At 71.7% G+C, this 15,977-nt stretch carries 15 protein-coding genes and 1 pseudogene; 7 read left to right on the top strand and 9 right to left on the bottom strand.

What is annotated here, in order from left to right; translation table 11 throughout:
- Nucleotides 1-71: 71 nt before the first annotated feature.
- The 5 genes and pseudogenes from ACH492_RS02755 to ACH492_RS02735 all read left to right on the top strand — a co-directional run bounded on the left by ACH492_RS02755 (nucleotide 72) and on the right by ACH492_RS02735 (nucleotide 5,530).
- Entirely contained in the window at nucleotides 72-1,136 is a 1,065-nt protein-coding gene (locus tag ACH492_RS02755; RefSeq protein WP_398982035.1) for a phosphatidylinositol-specific phospholipase C domain-containing protein, read from the top strand.
- A gap of 252 nt (nucleotides 1,137-1,388) precedes the next feature.
- Nucleotides 1,389-1,715 (top strand): annotated as a pseudogene (locus ACH492_RS02750) (helix-turn-helix domain-containing protein); the annotation flags it as partial.
- A 408-nt stretch (nucleotides 1,716-2,123) separates the two neighbouring features.
- Nucleotides 2,124-3,575 carry a PHB depolymerase family esterase gene (locus tag ACH492_RS02745; RefSeq protein ID WP_398982033.1) on the top strand — a complete coding sequence of 484 codons (1,452 nt, stop codon included), beginning with the start codon at nucleotides 2,124-2,126 and terminating at the stop codon, nucleotides 3,573-3,575.
- Nucleotides 3,576-3,603: 28 nt separating this feature from the next.
- On the top strand, nucleotides 3,604-5,004 hold the full coding sequence (locus tag ACH492_RS02740) for a tannase/feruloyl esterase family alpha/beta hydrolase (RefSeq protein ID WP_398982031.1): 1,401 nt from the start codon (nucleotides 3,604-3,606) through the stop codon (nucleotides 5,002-5,004).
- 88 nt (nucleotides 5,005-5,092) lie between these two features.
- On the top strand, nucleotides 5,093-5,530 hold the full coding sequence (locus tag ACH492_RS02735) for a hypothetical protein (RefSeq protein WP_398982029.1): 438 nt from the start codon (nucleotides 5,093-5,095) through the stop codon (nucleotides 5,528-5,530).
- Between the two features lie 27 nt (nucleotides 5,531-5,557).
- Here ACH492_RS02735 and ACH492_RS02730 read toward each other — a convergent pair whose 3' ends face one another.
- From ACH492_RS02730 to ACH492_RS02710, 5 genes are all read right to left on the bottom strand, one after another.
- Entirely contained in the window at nucleotides 5,558-5,719 is a 162-nt protein-coding gene (locus ACH492_RS02730) for a hypothetical protein (protein ID WP_398982027.1), read from the bottom strand.
- A 57-nt stretch (nucleotides 5,720-5,776) separates the two neighbouring features.
- Nucleotides 5,777-6,160 carry a hypothetical protein gene (locus ACH492_RS02725; protein WP_398982025.1) on the bottom strand — a complete coding sequence of 128 codons (384 nt, stop codon included), beginning with the start codon at nucleotides 6,158-6,160 and terminating at the stop codon, nucleotides 5,777-5,779.
- A gap of 102 nt (nucleotides 6,161-6,262) precedes the next feature.
- Nucleotides 6,263-7,315, bottom strand: coding sequence for a zinc-dependent alcohol dehydrogenase family protein (locus tag ACH492_RS02720; protein WP_398982023.1), 1,053 nt, complete (start codon nucleotides 7,313-7,315; stop codon nucleotides 6,263-6,265).
- Nucleotides 7,316-7,384: 69 nt separating this feature from the next.
- Entirely contained in the window at nucleotides 7,385-9,490 is a 2,106-nt protein-coding gene (locus tag ACH492_RS02715) for a phage holin family protein (RefSeq protein WP_398982021.1), read from the bottom strand.
- An 82-nt stretch (nucleotides 9,491-9,572) separates the two neighbouring features.
- On the bottom strand, nucleotides 9,573-9,977 hold the full coding sequence (locus ACH492_RS02710; protein WP_398982019.1) for a hypothetical protein: 405 nt from the start codon (nucleotides 9,975-9,977) through the stop codon (nucleotides 9,573-9,575).
- Between the two features lie 117 nt (nucleotides 9,978-10,094).
- Here ACH492_RS02710 and ACH492_RS02705 point away from each other — a divergent pair, with 117 nt between their 5' ends.
- Both ACH492_RS02705 and ACH492_RS02700 read left to right on the top strand, forming a co-directional pair.
- A complete protein-coding gene (locus ACH492_RS02705; RefSeq protein ID WP_398982017.1) occupies nucleotides 10,095-10,877 on the top strand; it encodes an MBL fold metallo-hydrolase in 783 nt (260 codons plus the stop codon).
- The gene (locus tag ACH492_RS02700) at nucleotides 10,874-11,530 is read left to right on the top strand and encodes a DedA family protein (protein WP_398982015.1); all 657 of its coding nucleotides are present in this window, start codon (nucleotides 10,874-10,876) and stop codon (nucleotides 11,528-11,530) included. Before ACH492_RS02705 ends, ACH492_RS02700 begins: the two co-directional genes overlap by 4 nt.
- Here the strand turns inward: ACH492_RS02700 and ACH492_RS02695 are convergent.
- The 4 genes from ACH492_RS02695 to ACH492_RS02680 all read right to left on the bottom strand — a co-directional run bounded on the left by ACH492_RS02695 (nucleotide 11,510) and on the right by ACH492_RS02680 (nucleotide 15,833).
- Nucleotides 11,510-12,544 carry an MBL fold metallo-hydrolase gene (locus ACH492_RS02695; protein WP_398982013.1) on the bottom strand — a complete coding sequence of 345 codons (1,035 nt, stop codon included), beginning with the start codon at nucleotides 12,542-12,544 and terminating at the stop codon, nucleotides 11,510-11,512. The genes ACH492_RS02700 and ACH492_RS02695 overlap by 21 nt on opposite strands.
- A 12-nt stretch (nucleotides 12,545-12,556) precedes the next feature.
- Entirely contained in the window at nucleotides 12,557-13,774 is a 1,218-nt protein-coding gene (locus ACH492_RS02690) for an aminotransferase class I/II-fold pyridoxal phosphate-dependent enzyme (protein WP_398982011.1), read from the bottom strand.
- Nucleotides 13,775-13,880: 106 nt separating this feature from the next.
- Nucleotides 13,881-14,369, bottom strand: a complete 489-nt coding sequence (locus tag ACH492_RS02685; protein WP_398982009.1) for a hypothetical protein — start codon at nucleotides 14,367-14,369, stop codon at nucleotides 13,881-13,883.
- A 177-nt stretch (nucleotides 14,370-14,546) separates the two neighbouring features.
- The gene (locus tag ACH492_RS02680; protein WP_398982007.1) at nucleotides 14,547-15,833 is read right to left on the bottom strand and encodes an aspartate ammonia-lyase; all 1,287 of its coding nucleotides are present in this window, start codon (nucleotides 15,831-15,833) and stop codon (nucleotides 14,547-14,549) included.
- Nucleotides 15,834-15,977 lie beyond the last annotated feature (144 nt).

Raw genomic sequence — 15,977 nt, 5'->3', positions numbered from 1 at the left:
TCACTCAACTCCCCTAGTCTTCCGTCGACTTGACCGATCAGACGATCGAACCGACGTGAAGGCAGGGGACCATGGGGAAGCTCACGCGCGCGGCCGTGACGACGACAGTCGCGGCCGGGCTGCTCGCCGCCGCACTCGCCCCGGCGGAGGCGGCCACGCCCCTGTCGGCGGACCCGGGGCAGCTGCCCTACTCCTCCGCCACCTGGGTGGGCGTCCACAACGCCTACGAAAAGGGGAAGTACTCGTACTTCGCCGATGCGCTCGACTCCGGCGCCGGGATGCTCGAACTCGACGTCTGGACCAATGTGTTCGGCCGGTCCTGGCGGGTCTCGCACAACAATCCTCTCGGCAACAACAACAACAACTGCGAGAACGCGGCGAACGCCGCAGAACTGCGCACCAAGTCCAGAAACCAGGACCTCGGCGGCTGCCTCGCGGACATGAAGGCGTGGCACGACGCCCACCCCGGCCATCGTCCGATTCTGATCAAGATCGAGATGAAGGACGGTTTCCAGAACAACAACGGACGCGGTCCCGCCGCGCTCGACGCACTGCTCTCCGCCCGACTCGGCAACGCCCTGTTCCGCCCGGCCGACCTGGCGGGCTCTCACCCTGAACTCGACACGGCGGTACGCACGAACGGCTGGCCCGCCCGGTCCGCCCTCGCGGGCAAGTTCGTGGTCGAGCTGATCCCCGGCACGGTCGAGGAGGGCAACCCCGCCGACACCCTGTGGACCGACCGCGAGTACGCCACGCACCTGCGCAATCTCGCGGCCGCGGGCAAGCTCCGGGATGCGGCCGCCTTCCCTGCCGTCCATGGCGCGGCCACCGGCGACCCCCGCACCCGGTACGCCGATGCCGGTATCCGCCCCTGGTTCGTCCTCTTCGACGGGGACGCCGGTACGTACGCGGGCGGCACCGTCGACACCGGCTGGTACGACCGGAACCACTACCTCGTCGTCATGACGGACGCACACAATGTGGCGCCCGCGATCGACGGCACGAACCCGACCGAGACGCAGGCCCGGGACCGGGTCGCGCTGCTGGCGGGCCGCCACGCGAGCGTGGTCTCGGCCGACTGGTACCCGCTGCCGTCGGTTCTGGCGACGGTGGTGCAGCGGGGCGGCGGCCGGTAACGGGCGTAACGCCTGTCACAGCGGGGCCTGGGGGTCCCGCGGAACACAGCACGATGGTTTACCGTTCATCTACACGGGGGTGTGGATGGGACAGTGTCCCCGGGCCTCACCTTTTGCCCACAGGGACGATCGTTCGGCTGAAGCCCTGTGGAGCGTTTCGCCGAGAGGCGACCGCCATCGGGCCCACCTCTTGCCGCCCCGGCCGGAAACCCCCGTCCGGCCGGGGCTTTTCCTGCCGTATTACCGTCGGGTATGACAACTGTCGGGTCCGGCACGGGAGCAGGGCGGCTGCTGCGCGGCTGGCGCGAGCGGCGCCGGATCAGCCAGTTGGAGGTGGCCCTGCGTGCCGATTCGTCGGCCCGCCACATCAGCGTCATCGAGACGGGACGCTCCCGCCCGAGCGCGGAGATGATCCTGCGCCTCGCGGAGCACCTCGATGTCCCCGTACGGGGGCGCAACGCCCTGCTGCTGGCGGCCGGTTACGCGCCCCGGTATGCCGAGACCTCCCTCGACGACCCGGCGATGGGGCCGCTGCGCGAGGGCATGGAGCTACTTCCGGAAGATCGCCGCGTTCACCCTGGAAGGACACAGCGACAGCATCCCTTGCCCCGTGCTCGGGTCCATGGCCGACGCCGACCCTCTCGCCCGGAACGCCGAAGCCACCCTTGCCCGTCTCAAGGCGCCCACGACCCTCCAGAAGTTCACCGCGGCCGACGGAGCCGGCGACCACCAGGAACAGCCGACGGAGCCGGCGACCACCAGGAACAGCAGAACCGCGCCCTGGCCGAAACCGTCATCCTCGACTGGATCGACGACACCCTCCGGCCTGATCGGCGAGACACCCCTAGGTAGCAGGCGTACGCCGCACGGGCAACGGTCCGCGCACAGCCGTCCGCGGCCCTCGCTATGGGTCGCGTCACCATTCCGCGGGCAACCGGCCGGTTCCTACTGTGACCGGCACATCGGTACGCCTGCGGGAGGTCTCGGATGCTGTCATGCAAGTACCCCAAGCCGGCCGGCATGGGCACAGTCCTCGCGCTGCTCGCGGCCGTTGTGTCGTTCGCCCCCGCGCCCGCCGCGCATGCGGCCGTACCCCTGGAGAAGGTGGGCAACTTCGGTGCCAATCCGGGCGGTCTGAACATGTACGTGTACCGGCCGGCCGCCCTCCCCGCGCATCCCGCGGTCGTGGTCGCCCTGCACGGCTGCACCCAGAGCGCCCAGGTCTACGCCGACAACTCCGGACTGACGACGTTCGCCGACCGGCACGGGTTTGTGCTGGTGCTCGCCGAGACGACGTCGGCGAACAACATCAGCAGCTGCTTCAACTGGTTCCAGACGGCCGACAACCGGCGGGGGCAGGGCGAGGCCGCGTCGATCCGGCAGATGGTCGTCCATGCGGAGAGTGCGTACGGGGCCGATGCGGCGCGTACGTACGTCACCGGGCTCTCGGCCGGGGGCGGCATGACCACGGTCATGCTCGCCGCCTACCCCGACGTGTTCGAGGCGGGCGCGGTGATCGCCGGGCTGCCGTACGACTGCACCAAGGACACGGGGGCCCTCACCTGTATGGACCCGGGCGTGGACCGTACGCCGGCGGTGTGGGCGCAGCGGGTCCGCGGCGCCTATCCCGGGTACGCCGGGCCGTGGCCCCGGGTGGCGGTCTGGCACGGCGACAATGACCCGAAGGTCGTCCCGAAGAACGCGGATGAGCTGCGGGACCAGTGGACCGCTGTGCACGGGGTGGACCAGAATCCGGACCGCACGTCCACGATCGGGCCCGACCAGACGCGCCGGGAACAGTATCTGGGGACCGACGGCAGGGTCGTGGTCGAGGTCGACCGGGTGCCCGCCATCGGCCACGGCACGCCGGTGGATCCGGGCAGCGGACCGCAGCAGTGCGGGCAGACCGGCACCGCGAACTTCATCGCTTCGATCTGCTCCAGCTACTGGATCACCGATTTCTTCGGTCTGGGCGGCTCCACGCCGGATCCCGGTGGCCTGCCGGCCCCGGCCGGGCTCGCCGCCACCGGAGCCACCGACACCTCAATCACCTTGAATTGGAATGCGGTTGAGGGCGCGGCGTCCTACGCGGTGTACCGGGACGGGTCGCGTATCGCCACTCCGGCGGGCTCGCCCTTCACGGACACGGGGCTGAGCCCGGGCACGGGCCACGGCTACAGCGTGGCCGCCCGCGACGCGACAGGGACCGAAGGCGCACGCTCCGGCCTGGTCACTGCTGCCACCACGGGCTCCGCGGCGGCCTGCTGGACGGCCGACAACTACCGCCAGGTGGCGGCAGGGCGGGCCATGACCGACGGCAGCCATGCGTACGCCAAGGGGTCCGCGCAGAACATGGGCCTCTACAACACCTTCGTCACCCACACGCTGAAGGAATCCCCGGCCGGCTACTACGTCGTCGCCGACGGCAACTGTCCCTGACGTCCGTACACCTTCAGGAGGTTTCCCCGTGCGCTTCGCCCTTCCGTACGCGGCCGCGCTGCTGCTCGCCGTCACCGCCGCACCGGCCGTCGCCCGGCAGCAGCCGGAGACGGAGACCCACTGTGCGCGGATCGCTCGACTGCACGTGCCCGGCGCCGAGCACCAAGAGGCCTCCTGCCTGGGCGAGTTGACGACGGCGGGAACCGTCGCCTCCGGCCACACCGATCAGGCCGACTGGGCCGGGCTGACCCCGGCGGGACTGGCCACACCCAGCGGGGTGCCCGGCATCCAGATCGACGGCTATTTCTCCGACACCTCGACCGGCAATGCCAACCGCGGCTGGAGCCATGACTCGCAGTTCGTCGTCCGGCTGCCCGACCGATGGAACGGCGGCCTGGTCGTCGCGGGCTCCCCCGGCGTGCGCGAGCAGTACGCCAACGACCGCGCCATCGGCGACTGGGTCCTCTCCCGCGGCTACGCGTTCGCCGCCACCGACAAGGGCAACACGGGCGCGGGCTTCTACCGCGACGGCGTCGCCCCGGGCGCGGCGATCACCGAATGGAACGAGCGGGTCACGCAGTTGACCAGGGCCGCCCGCGCGGTCGTCGCCCAGCGCTACCACCGCCCGCCGTCCCGCACGCTCGCCACAGGCATGTCCAACGGCGGCTATCTGGTGCGCTGGCAGCTGGAGAACCACCCCGAGCTGTATGACGGCGGCGTCGACTGGGAGGGGACACTCTGGCGGGCGAGCGGACCGCATCTGCTGACTTTCCTGCCGCCCGCGCTGCGCCACTATCCCGTGTACGCCTCCGGCGGCCCGGGTGCGGACGAAGCGCACAGAGCAATGGTCGCCGCCGGGTATCCGGCGGGGTCGGAGTTTCTGTGGCCCTTCCACCATCAGTACTACTGGGACCTGACCCAGCGGATCTACCGGGAGGAGCTGGATCCGGGTTACGACGGCACGACCGAGGCGGGGACTCCGTACTGCGCACCCGGCACGCCCGCGTGCGACGCGGACTACGACTACGCGTCCCGGCCGCCCAAGGTGCGCCGGGCCGTCGCGTCGATCGGGCTGACCGGCCGGATCGGCAAACCGCTGATCACCCTGCACGGCACCCTCGATGTGCTGCTGCCCATCGGCCGTGACTCCGATGTGTACGCAACGATGGTGCGCGAGGCCGGACGCGGCGGGCTCTTCCGCTACTACCGCGTCGAAGGCGGCACGCACGTCGACTCGCTCTACGACGTCTTTCCGGACAGGCTGCGGCCGTTGACGCCCTGCCACCGATCGGCGTTCACCGCCCTGGAGGGCTGGATCGGACACGGCAGGCAGCCGGTGTCCAGCCGCACGCTGGCCCGCCCGGAACCGGCCGATCCGCGCACGCTGCTCACCGGCTGTCCGCTCGGCCGCACAATGGCCGGATCCTGAGCAATCCGGAGCTCGCCCGGCCCCGAATACCAGTCGTGCGGCAGCGCACCGGTCGGCGGTGCGCCGGACCCGACTGCTGGGGGCACAGGTGCGAGCGACCATACGGGTACGAGTACTGGCGGTGGACGGGCCACAGGTGTGGATCGCCGTGAGCGGCCGACTGGCCAGGTCCACGGCTCCGATGCTCAGGCAGTTGCTGCGGCTCCGTGAGGCCGAGGGGTTCAGCGCGCTCTTCGTGGATGTCAGCACCCTCGCCGACGGCTGGGAGCTGACCCTCGATGAGACACGGGACGTGTTTCCGAGCGGCAAGAAGCTGACGTTCCACGTCATCGGCCCGGCCGGCGGCCTCCGATGGGAGCCGAACCACGATTCACGGTTCATCTTCCATACAGGAGCCGCCGCTGCGTGGCATGCGTGGGAGAACGGGCCCTCGACGTGGGGAGTGGCCACGGCAGGGGTGTGGTGGCCACTCCCCGGCTTCAGGCTGCCGGCGGTGGGCGCGAGAGGCGCCGCGACCCCCGGGTGAGGGAGTACCCGCCGATGGCCGCAGGGGTCAGGGGGCGCCGTCGTCGGATGTCGCGCGGCGTTCGTCGGATGCCGATCCGCCCGCTTCGGCGTCGGGACCGGCGGTATGGGGCCCGTCCTCAGGTTCCGTGGAGCGGGCGGCTTCGGCGCGGATCATGGCGTTGAGCGCTGCGAGAGGGTCGATGGGCATGGCTGTGCACCTCGCGGTGGGAAGTGGCTGATGGCTGCGGACGGCTGTCGGTGGTTGTCAGCAGCGCAGGACCACACAGCGCACGGCGCGCAGCGGGAGGGCGAGTTCCGCCAACCGGCTCCTGCCCGGGCGGTACGGGACGGGCTCGGCCGTCGCCGGATCCGTATGGGTGTCCGGCGCGACGTACCGTGCCGCGGGACGGGCCCGGACCGGGCCCGAGGGCGACACGTCGGTGTCGGCCTCCTCCGGCTGGTCGCCGCCCGCCGGGTCGGACGGCACGGAGGCGGGCGCCGAGGTCGTGGCGCCCCCGGCCGCCGCGACGCCGGAGCCGAATGGCGTACCGAGAAGAGCCAGCAGCACCAGCACGACGACCGCCACGGTCCGGCGCGTGGCCGCGCGGGCCGCGAAGGCGACGAGAGGCTTGGAGTGGGGCTGGTTCATGGCGACGCGACCTCCTGGATGCGTCCACTGCCCCATGCCTGCCCGGGAAGCGCCCCGCCGTGCCGCGGTAGGGCCGAGATCCGCCCTACCGGGGTACACCCATTACGCCGAATTCACCGCCGCGTGCGGGGTGATCACGGTGACGCCGGTCCCCGAGGCGCTGCCCAGGGCCGCCAGCGCCGCGGGCACATCGTCCAGGCCGATCGCCGTCGTCACCAGCAGGTCGGGGCGGAGAGCGCCGGAGGCGACCATCGCCATCATCTCCGGGTAGGCGTGCGCCGCCATGCCGTGGCTGCCGAGGATCTCCAGCTCCAGCGGGACCACCCGGTCCATCGGCAGGTGTACGCCCTGGGGCAGCAGGCCGACCTGCACATGGCGGCCCTGGCGGCGCAGGCTCTGGACGGAGTTGACGCAGGTCACCGGTGCGCCAAGGGCGTCCAGCGAGAGATGCGCGCCGCCGCCGGTCGCCTCACGGACCGCGTCGGCGACGCTTCCGGTCAGCGCGGAGGCGTCCACGCACACCTGGGCGCCGAACGTACGGGCCAGCTCCAGCGCGCCCGGCGAGACGTCGACAGCGACGACCCTGGCCCCGCACCCCGCGGCGATCATCACCGCGGACAGGCCCACTCCGCCGCAACCGTGCACAGCGACCCACTCCCCCGGCCGCACCCGGCCCTGGCCCACAACGGCCCGGAAGGCGGTCGCGAACCGGCAGCCCAGACTCGCGGCCGTGGCGAACGACATCGACTCGGGCAGGGCCACCAGATTGGTGTCGGCATGGTGGACGGGGACGTACTCGGCGAAGGAACCCCAGTGGGTGAAGCCGGGCTGCTCCTGGCGCTCGCACACCTGCTGGGCGCCGCGCGCACACGCCGCGCACCGGCCGCAGGCACAGATGAACGGCACCGTGACCCGGTCCCCGGGGAGCCAATTGGCGACGTCGTCGCCCACGGACTCGATCACTCCGGACAGTTCGTGGCCGGGGACGTGCGGGAGGGTGATGTCGGTGTCGTGCCCCATCCAGCCGTGCCAGTCGCTGCGGCACAGCCCCGTCGCCTCGACCCTGATCACGGCACCGTCGCGAGACGTCACGGGCCCGGGCACCTCTCGTACCTCGAGCGGCTTCCCGAACTCCTCGAACACCACAGCACGCAACGGGCCAACTCCTTCGTCCGCGGATCCTGCCTGGGCTCAGCCCTCTCAACGTATCCGGACGGATGGGTTCTACGGCAGCCCCTGGCCTGGCCCGTCCTGCCTGGCCGGCTCCAGCGGCACGATCGGCACCTGCGGACCCTGGCACTCGCGCAGCCAGCGCCGCAGCACCCGGTGCACCCGCTCGGCGCCGACCAGTTCCGCGCCCGCGCCCGGCGCACCCGCCGAGAGGGGCACCGACAGGTCGAGCGGCGACAGCAGGAAGGGCTGGGACTGTTCGCCTCCGAGCCCGCCGTGCGAGCCGATCTGCTCCTCGAAGGCGTGCACATCGCCCCTCCCGGGGTCGTACATCGAGTTGACCATGATGTCGGCGACGTGCGGGAAGCTGTCGGTACGGCGTACGGCTTCGGCCGCGCCCGGGCCGAAGGCCGCCAGCGGCCCGTCGTCGGACAGCTCGGTGACGGGCACCTCCGCGCCGCCCGGGCAGAGCACCAGCGAGCCGTGCTCCTCGCTGCCCACCAGCAGGAAGCCGATGCCCGGGTGGTTGGCGAGCGTGCTCAGCAGCGCCGGGTGACGGCGCTCGATCTGTTCGCGGCTGAGGCGCTCGGTCGCGTCGGGGAAGGAGATCAGCGCGAGGTTCCCGGAGGCGAGCACGATCGGGTCGGAGCCCGGCTCCGGATGCTCGTCCTCACCATCCGCAAGCCGCCGGTGCAGCGCGCTCCGCAGGGCGTCGCCCGCCGCGTCGCGGGCCTCCGCGCCGCTCTTGGAACGTTCCGCCCGGCGCGAGACGGGCAGCCCGCAACCCGCGCGCACGAGGTCCTTGAGGGTCAGTCCGTAGGCGCCCTCGAAGGGCTCCCCCGGGCTCTGGCCGTGGTCGGAAAGCAGCACGATCCGGTAGCTGCGGGGCGCATGTTCGGCGACCTTCGCGATCAGCGCGATCGAACGGTCGAGGCGTTCGAGCACCAGCGACGCGTCCCGGCTGTGCGGCCCTGAGTGGTGCGCCACTTCGTCGTACGCGACGAGGTCGGCGTAGACGGCAGTGCGTCCGGCGAGCATGTCCCCCATCACCGCGGCGACCACCACATCCCGCTCGACGACTGTCGCGAACGCCCGGATGAAGGGGTAGAGCCCGCCGCGCCCGACCCGCGGCCGGTCGCCGCGCAGCCGCGACCGCGTCGACTGCCCGATCTCACGGGCTACTTCGGCGACGAACGACAGCGCAGTGCGTACGGCGTTGGCGGGGTCGGAAAAGTACGCGAAGTAGCCGGCTCTGGAGCGGTTGGCCCGGCCGCGTCTGGCGGCCATGGACAGCACGAGCGCGAGCTCATCGGCGCCGCCGCTGAAGAGATTGCCGCGGCTGGCGCCGTCGACGGTGAGCAGCCCGCCGTCGCCGGTGCGCGCGATGGCGCGGCGCTGGAGTTCGGCGGCGCTCGCGGGCCGGTTGCAGACCATTACCCGGCCGCTGTCCTTCTCGTACCACCGGAAGGCCGGGACGTCGTGGTTGGAGCCGTGCAGGATGCCGAGCTGGCTGGCGCCGGTCTGGCTGGACCAGTCGGTGCGCCAGGGCGTGAGCCGGTGGGTCGTGCCGATCCAGCCGGCGACGGTGGGCATCACACCGTCCTCGGCCGCGCCGCGCAGGACCTCGTGCCCGACCCCGTCGAGCTGCAGAAAGACCGTGCCGGGCGGTCCCGCACGGCTGCCTTCCTCACCGCGGCGCCGTCTGCGCCGGTCGGCGAGCCGGGAGAGCCTGCGCCGGTAGGCGTTGTCGTCGCGGACGGCGAGCGCGGTGGAGGTCGCGGATGCGACGGCGGACATCACGGCGGCGACGACGACAGCGGTCTCCGGGTCGGCCGCGCCGCGCCCGTCGGGGATCAGCCAGAGCGCGATCAGCAGCAGCGAGCCGTTGAGGAAGAACACCAACAGGCCGAGCACCAGGGCGGATACGAGCAGCAGGGCCCGTACGACGACCGGCCAGACCAGCGCGGTCAGCAGACCGAAGGCGCCCGCGCCCCAGGCGGCGGTGACGGCGGTCCTGGTGATGCTGTCGCCGTCGTCGGACTGCAGCTGGAAGTCGGGCAGCAGCCCGGCGAGCGCCAGCATCGTCAGTGTGGACACCGCCCACACCACGATCACGCGCAACAGGGCTCTGCCGGCCGTACGCCATCGCCCTTCGCCCACGCTGTCTTCACCTCACCCTGTGATCAGGCCTCCAGCCTGGCACAGGGGCGGGCGCGATCCGGTGGCGCGCCCGGCGGCACCTTCAGCAGCCGTTGTAACCGGCCGTCGGCATGGAGAGTCTGCGATGGACACTGGCCTTCATCGCCGCGTCGTACGCCGGCTCGTCCAGGCCCGCGGTCTCCAGCGGCACGCCTCTGCGCTCGCACTCGGCGACGAAGCCCCGCACCGACGTCAACGCCCGTGCGAGCACTCGCTCGTTGGGCGCGACGAACATGTCCACGTGGCCGGCCGCGACATCGGTCCACAGCCCGCAGTGGTCGGGCCGCAGCCCGTAGAAGAGCAGCTGCCGGGTGACGACGAAGCCCTTGTCGGCGGCCCAGCGGGCGCACATCGCGTGCTGCCTGCGGGTGTCCACCAGAAATGGATCGCGGTCGAGTTCCTCGAGGGGCGTCAGGCTGGCGATCGCCGCCACTTGTAAGCCGCCCATGGACATTCCCCCGTACGCTCGCCGTCGCCGCCGACCCTACTCCGCATCTACGCTCGTACGAGTACGAGGAACGGGACGGGCGAACGGGATCGGCGAGCGGGAACGAGGAGGCACTGCGTGCCGGTGGAGGTCACCTGGTGGGGTCATGCCACCTGCACGGTCGAGGACTCCGGCGTCCGGGTGCTGACCGATCCGCTGTTCGTTCGCCGGCTCGCGCATCTGCGCAGGCGGCGCGGTGAGCTGCCGCCGCCCGAGGCCGCGAGGGCAGAGGCCGTCCTCGTCTCCCATCTGCACTCCGACCATCTGCATCTGCCGTCGCTGGCCCGGCTCGCGCCCGGAACCCGTCTGGTGGTGCCGAGCGGTGCGGGGCGCTCGGTGCCGGGGCTGCGGCGGCTGGTCAGCTCCGCCGGGCTGCGGGTCACCGAGGTGGCGCCGGGCGACGAGGTGCGGGTCGAGGACCTGGTGGTGCGGGCCGTGCCGGCGCTGCACGACGGGCGGCGGCTGCCGGTCGGGCCGCACCGTTCGCCCGCGCTCGGCTATGTGATCAGCGGTGAGGCGCGTACGTACTTCGCCGGGGACACCGGGCTCTTCGACTCGATGGCCGACGAGGTCGGCCCGGTGGATGTGGCATTGCTGCCGGTCGGTGGCTGGGGGCCCTATCTCGGGCACGGGCATCTGAACCCGGACCGGGCGGCGCGGGCGCTGGCCTCGCTCGCGCCGTGCGCGGCTGTGCCGGTGCACTACGGCACGTACTGGCCGATCGGGATGGACGGGATCCGGCCGCACGAGTTCTACGCTCCGGGCGAGGAGTTCGTACGCAAGGCGGCGCGGGTGGCTCCGCAGGTGGTGGTGCACCGGCTGGTCCATGGCGAGCGGGTCAGACCGGAGGCCGCCCGGTGAGCTCGAAGCTGTCGGATGTCCTCGGGCAGTTGTCGGAAGTCGTGGGCGGGCTGCCGCCGGAGTCGACCCAGCGGGCCGTCGGCTACCCGTCGCTGTTTCTGCTGGTGGCGCTGGGATCGCTGGTGCCGGTGGTGCCGACCGGGGCGGTGGTGAGTTCGGCGGCGGTGGTGGCCTTCCATCAGACGGCTCCGCTGTCGTTGCTGTTCGTCTTTCTGGTGGCGTCGTTCGCCGCGTTCCTGGGGGATGTGACGCTCTACTGGCTCGGGCAGCGCGGGACCCGGTCCAAGAACGGCTCCCGGTGGCTGGCCGCGCTGCGCGACCGTGCCGCGCCCGAACGGATCGAGCAGGCGCAGCGCAAGCTGGACGAGCACGGGGTGACGGTGCTGGTGGTCTCCCGGCTGGTGCCTGCCGGGCGGATACCGGTGATGCTGGCCTGTCTGCTCGCCAGGATGCCGCTGCGAGGGTTCGTCCGTGGGGACGTCCCGGCGTGCCTCGCGTGGGCGGCGATGTACCAGCTGATCGGGATTCTGGGCGGCTCGCTGTTCGACGAGCCGTGGAAGGGCGTGGTGGTGGCCGTGGCGCTGACGGTGGTGATCAGCGGGGCTCCGGCGCTGTGGCGCAGGGTGCGGCGGTCACCCGGCCAGCAGGCGTGAGCCGCCGACCGGCAGATCCCACAGTTGCTCGCGCGGGCGGCCGGTGCGCTCCCAGGCGGTCCGCACCCGGGTGAGGGGCTCAAGGACCGGCTCGGCCGAGAGCACGAACGTCGCCCAGTGCATCGGGGCCATGTTCCGCGCTCCGAGGTCCTCGAAGGCGCACACCGCCTCCTCCGGATCGGTGTGCACATCGCTGAGCCACCACCGCGGGTCGTAGGCGCCGATCGGCAGCAGCGCCAGGTCGAGGTTGGGGTGGCGGAGGCCGATCTCCTTGAACCAGTGGCCGTAGCCGGTGTCGCCCGCGAAGTAGACGGACTGGCCGAGCGGGTCGGTGAGCACCCAGCCGCCCCACAGCGAGCGGCAGGTGTCGATGAGGGTGCGCTTGGACCAGTGGTGGGCCGGTACGAAGTCGAAGCGGACGGCGGCGAGTTCCGCGCCCTCCCACCAGTCGAGTTCGGTCACCCGGGTGAAGCGGCGGTGCCGGAACCAGCGGCCGAGCCCGGCCGGGGCGAACACCGGCGTATGGCGCGGGAGTCTTTTGAGGGTGGGGGCGTCCAGATGGTCGAAGTGGTTGTGGCTGATGACCACCGCGTCGACGGGCGGCAGGTCCTCCCAGCGCACCCCGACGGGCGTGATCCTCGCCGGGGTGCCGAAGATCCGGCGTGACCAGACGGGATCGGTGAGGACGGTCAGCCCGCCGATGCTCAGCACCCAACTGGCGTGTCCGGCCCAGGTGACGGCGACGGTCGTGGTGTCCACGACGGGCAGCGGTCCCGGAGCGAAGGGCAGCTGCGGAATGTCCCTCAGCCCATCGGGGCCGGGGCGCACCGCGCCCTCCCTGGCGAGGCGGGCCATGGCCCGTACGCCGGGGAGCGGAGCGGTCAGCCGGTCGGCGAAGGATCGCGGCCAGCGGCGGATCTCGCCGAGGGGGCGGGGGCGGGAACGGGGCCGTACGCCGCCCGGTGTGCTTGTCGTCTGTCCCGAGTGCTCTGTCTGCTCCGTCTGTTCCGTCATCCGGGGCTCCGTTCAACGCAGTTCGTCGAAGGCCGTTCCAAGAATGCTCAACGCCCCGGCCACATGCGGCAATTCCAGTGGTGCCGGTGAGGTGAGAGATTCCAGCCGCTGCTCGGGAGTCGCTCCCAGCAGCGGTCCGGTGGCCAGCCGCACCCGCAGCGCGCCCAGTTCGTCGCCGAACCGGTGTCCGCCGGGCACGGGCGCCCCTAGGCGGTGGGTCAGATACTCCTCCAGCTCCATGGAGTCGGTGACGCCCCGGTCGGCGAGACGGGCGCGCAGCGGCCCGAGGTCCGCGTACAGATGGCGGCCGGCCTGCGGAGGGCGGGCCAGCGCGCCGGCGACGAGCACCGCGTGGTGCGCCGCGGCCGCCACGCGCGCGTGCAGCGCGGCCGCCTGCTCCGCCCTGTCGGTGACCGGTCCCGGCTCGTCCAGTGCGTGTGCGGCGGCTGCGGCGATCGGTTCCGCCACCACCGCGCCGAGTGCGGTGAGGATGTCGAGGGTCCTGGCCCGCCGGACGGCGCCCTCCTCGGTGGGCGGGAATCGGGCAACGGCCACCGGCCAGGAGTCGGGCGTGAGCCCGCCCGCCAGATCGCTGATGACGGTGACGTCGCCGGGGCACATCTCGGCGGGGCTGACCAGCACCGTCTCGTGCGGCTGGTGGATGGTGTCCCGCCAGGTCTCGTCGCTGATGATGTGCAGCCCCTCGCCGACCGCGGCCTCGCACGCCTCGCGCACGGTCTCGGGCGGGGCGACGGTCGCGGTGGGGTCGTCGGCGACGGAGAGCAGCAGCAGCCGGGGTCTGCCGCCCTCGGCGCGAACTCTGCGTACGGTCTCGAGCAGCGCGTACGGATCGGGCACGCCGCCGCACTCCGCCGGGGTCGGCACATGGTAGGCGGGCCGGCCGAGCAGCCGGGCCTGCGGAGTCCACCAGGCGGGGCACGGGCGGGGCATCAGCACATCCCCGCCGTACGCGCCGATCAGCGCGAGCAGCAGGGGCTGCGCGCCGGACGCCGCCGCCACCTCCTCGGGGTGGGAGCGCAGCCCGCGCCGCCACCAGTAGCCGCAGGCCGCCTCGCGCAGCTCGGGGCCGCCGCCGGGCGGCTCGCCGACAGCCCGGTCCGATGCGGCCGCGAGCACCGCGGCGAGCTCGGGCAGCACGGGCAGTCCGGACTCGGGGGCGTGCGGTCCGTATCGGACGGGGCCGCGGTCTTCCGGATCCGTCCGCTGCATGCCGTCACCTCCGCTGCTCGCATCCCGGAACCACTGCCCGGCCCACGAGCCCTTTATACGGAGGTTTGCGCGACCTCGCCGCGCGGGAGCGTCGGACGGGCGGGCATCAGACCACCGGCCGGGTGCGGTAGGTCGCCAGCCCCCACTGCTGATCCACGATCAGCGCCAGTCCGTTGTCGGCGAAGACGGGCAGCAGCCGTTGGATCCGCGCCTTGAGTGCCCGAAGCGTCATGGGAAGGCAGGGTGTTCCCAGGAGCAGTCTCAGATGGTGGCAGCAGACGGGAGTCTGCGCTCTGGTGATCACGTTGAACAGGAGGCGCTGGCTGGCGGTGCCCCCTGCGGACGTGCGCGGCACCGGCATTGGCGGGCAGCGTCTCAGGTCGGCATGGATGCGCCAGGCCAGCTCAGCGGCCGGCTTCTGCCGGTCGAGGACATCGAACGCCCCGGCGGTGAATGCGGCGACGGCATCCCGCCCTTCGTGCCGCAGGACGGCGACGGGGGCGATCAAAGACGCTGCCCGGACGAGCCTTGCCAGCCCGTCGGCCTCCGTCGTGGGCAGATCGAGCAGGATCATCGCCGGTCTTCGTTCCAGCATGGAGGCGCAGGCCGACTCGCTTCCCCAACGCGCAGCGGCGCCGAGGGCGAGACCCGCACGCTCCACTCTCCGGGCCAACGTCGAACTCGAGGTCTCATCAACCGATACGAAGGCCGGCAGGTGTGCACGGACCGGTGGGTCCGGATGGATGTGCCGTATTGTCTGGGTTTGCATCGTTTACGGGGCGATGTCGGTGGCGGCGGTGGAACCGGTGTGCGGGTTCACGGCGGTGACTAGGCCGATGGAGTGCTCGACCGCAGCGCCCATGGCGCCGGTGCCGACCGAGATTCCCGCCGCACAGCGTTCGGCGAGCATGAGGCAGGCGGCCCGGTGGCGGGTAATGGTCTCCGAGAGCGAGTGGAAGATGACCGGTTCGAAGACGTCGAGCTGGAGCTGTCCGGCCTCGGCGGCCATCGCGATGGTGGCGTCGTTGCCGATCACTTCGAAGCCGACCTGGCCGACGACGTCGGGGGTGACCTCGTCGACCTCGCCCGGCATGATGCTGGAACCGGCCTGTATGGCTGGGAGGTTGAACTCGTTCAGCTCTGCGCGGGGGCCCGAGGAGATCAGGCACAGGTCGCCGCAGCTCTCGGAAAGCGTCACGGCGATGCGCTTGAGCACGCCGGGCAGACGGCCGAAGACAGCGCAGTCCTGGGTAGCTGCCACCAGGTTGCCGGTGGTCAGCGCGGGCAGGCGGGTGATGTCGGCCAAATGGCGGCGGGCGGCCTCGGCGTACCGGGTGGGAGCTTTGAGCCCCGTGCCGATGTCGGTGTATCCCAGGTTGATCTCGTGCACCGGGCTGACGGCCTCGGCGAGCAGACTCCGATTCTCCTCCAGCATGACCGCGTACGCCGAGAATTCCTGGCCGAGGGTCGTCGGCTCCGCGTCCTGCGGCTGGGTGCGCCCCGTCTTGGGTACGTCACGGAACTCCTCGGCCTTGGCGGTGAAAGCCTCACAGAGGACGGACATCGCGGCCAGCAGTTCACTCACGGCGTTGATGGTGGCGACCTTTATCGCGGTCGGGTAGGCGTCGGCGGCCGAGTGACTGAGGTTGACGTCCTCGGTCGGGTGCAGGCTCTCGTAGTCACCCTTGGCGTGACCGAGGATCTCCAGCGCCCGGTTGGCGATCACCTCGTTGGCGTTCGTGTTCGCCGAGGTCCCGGCTCTGCCCTGGATCACGTCGACGACGAATTGGCCGTGCAGGTGCCCGTTCCGGATCTCTCGGCAGGCGGCGACGATGGCCTGTGCCTTCTCCGGGGCGAGCAGGCCGAGTTCTTCGTTGGCGCGGGCTGCGGCCTCCTTCACCGCTGCCAGCGCGTCAACGAGGTGAGGGTAAGCGGAAATCGGCGTTCCGGTGGTGGGGAAGTTCTCGCACGCGCGCAGAGTCCGGATGCCCCAGTACGCGTCGGCGGGCACCTCGCGGTCCCTGAGCGGGTCGCGTTCGGTGCGGTGGCCGGGAGTCATCGGTGCAGTCCTCCTTGATCGGGTGTAGTGCGAGTGCTGCGCGTGCGGTGCTGCGGGCGGGTCCTGCGCCCGCGGGTCCGTGCCTACGTCCAGAGGCCGGCGGTACAGCGGGGCGAAGGGCCAGTGCCCCGAGAGCCCTCAGGC

This window comes from Streptomyces sp. NPDC019443 (genome assembly GCF_044389785.1).
Taxonomy (GTDB): Bacteria; Actinomycetota; Actinomycetes; order Streptomycetales; family Streptomycetaceae; genus Streptomyces.
Note: the sequence above shows the minus strand (reverse complement) of the source record. Positions and strands in the feature narration are given on the sequence as shown.

Coding starts and splice junctions, on each gene's coding strand:
- ACH492_RS02685 (WP_398982009.1), bottom strand. CDS start 14,369: ATGCTGGAACGAAGACCGGCGATGATCCTGCTCGATCTGCCCACGACG.
- ACH492_RS02695 (WP_398982013.1), bottom strand. CDS start 12,544: ATGACGGAACAGACGGAGCAGACAGAGCACTCGGGACAGACGACAAGC.
- ACH492_RS02690 (WP_398982011.1), bottom strand. CDS start 13,774: ATGCAGCGGACGGATCCGGAAGACCGCGGCCCCGTCCGATACGGACCG.
- ACH492_RS02755 (WP_398982035.1), top strand. CDS start 72: ATGGGGAAGCTCACGCGCGCGGCCGTGACGACGACAGTCGCGGCCGGG.
- ACH492_RS02730 (WP_398982027.1), bottom strand. CDS start 5,719: ATGCCCATCGACCCTCTCGCAGCGCTCAACGCCATGATCCGCGCCGAA.
- ACH492_RS02680 (WP_398982007.1), bottom strand. CDS start 15,833: ATGACTCCCGGCCACCGCACCGAACGCGACCCGCTCAGGGACCGCGAG.
- ACH492_RS02745 (WP_398982033.1), top strand. CDS start 2,124: ATGCTGTCATGCAAGTACCCCAAGCCGGCCGGCATGGGCACAGTCCTC.
- ACH492_RS02710 (WP_398982019.1), bottom strand. CDS start 9,977: ATGGGCGGCTTACAAGTGGCGGCGATCGCCAGCCTGACGCCCCTCGAG.
- ACH492_RS02725 (WP_398982025.1), bottom strand. CDS start 6,160: ATGAACCAGCCCCACTCCAAGCCTCTCGTCGCCTTCGCGGCCCGCGCG.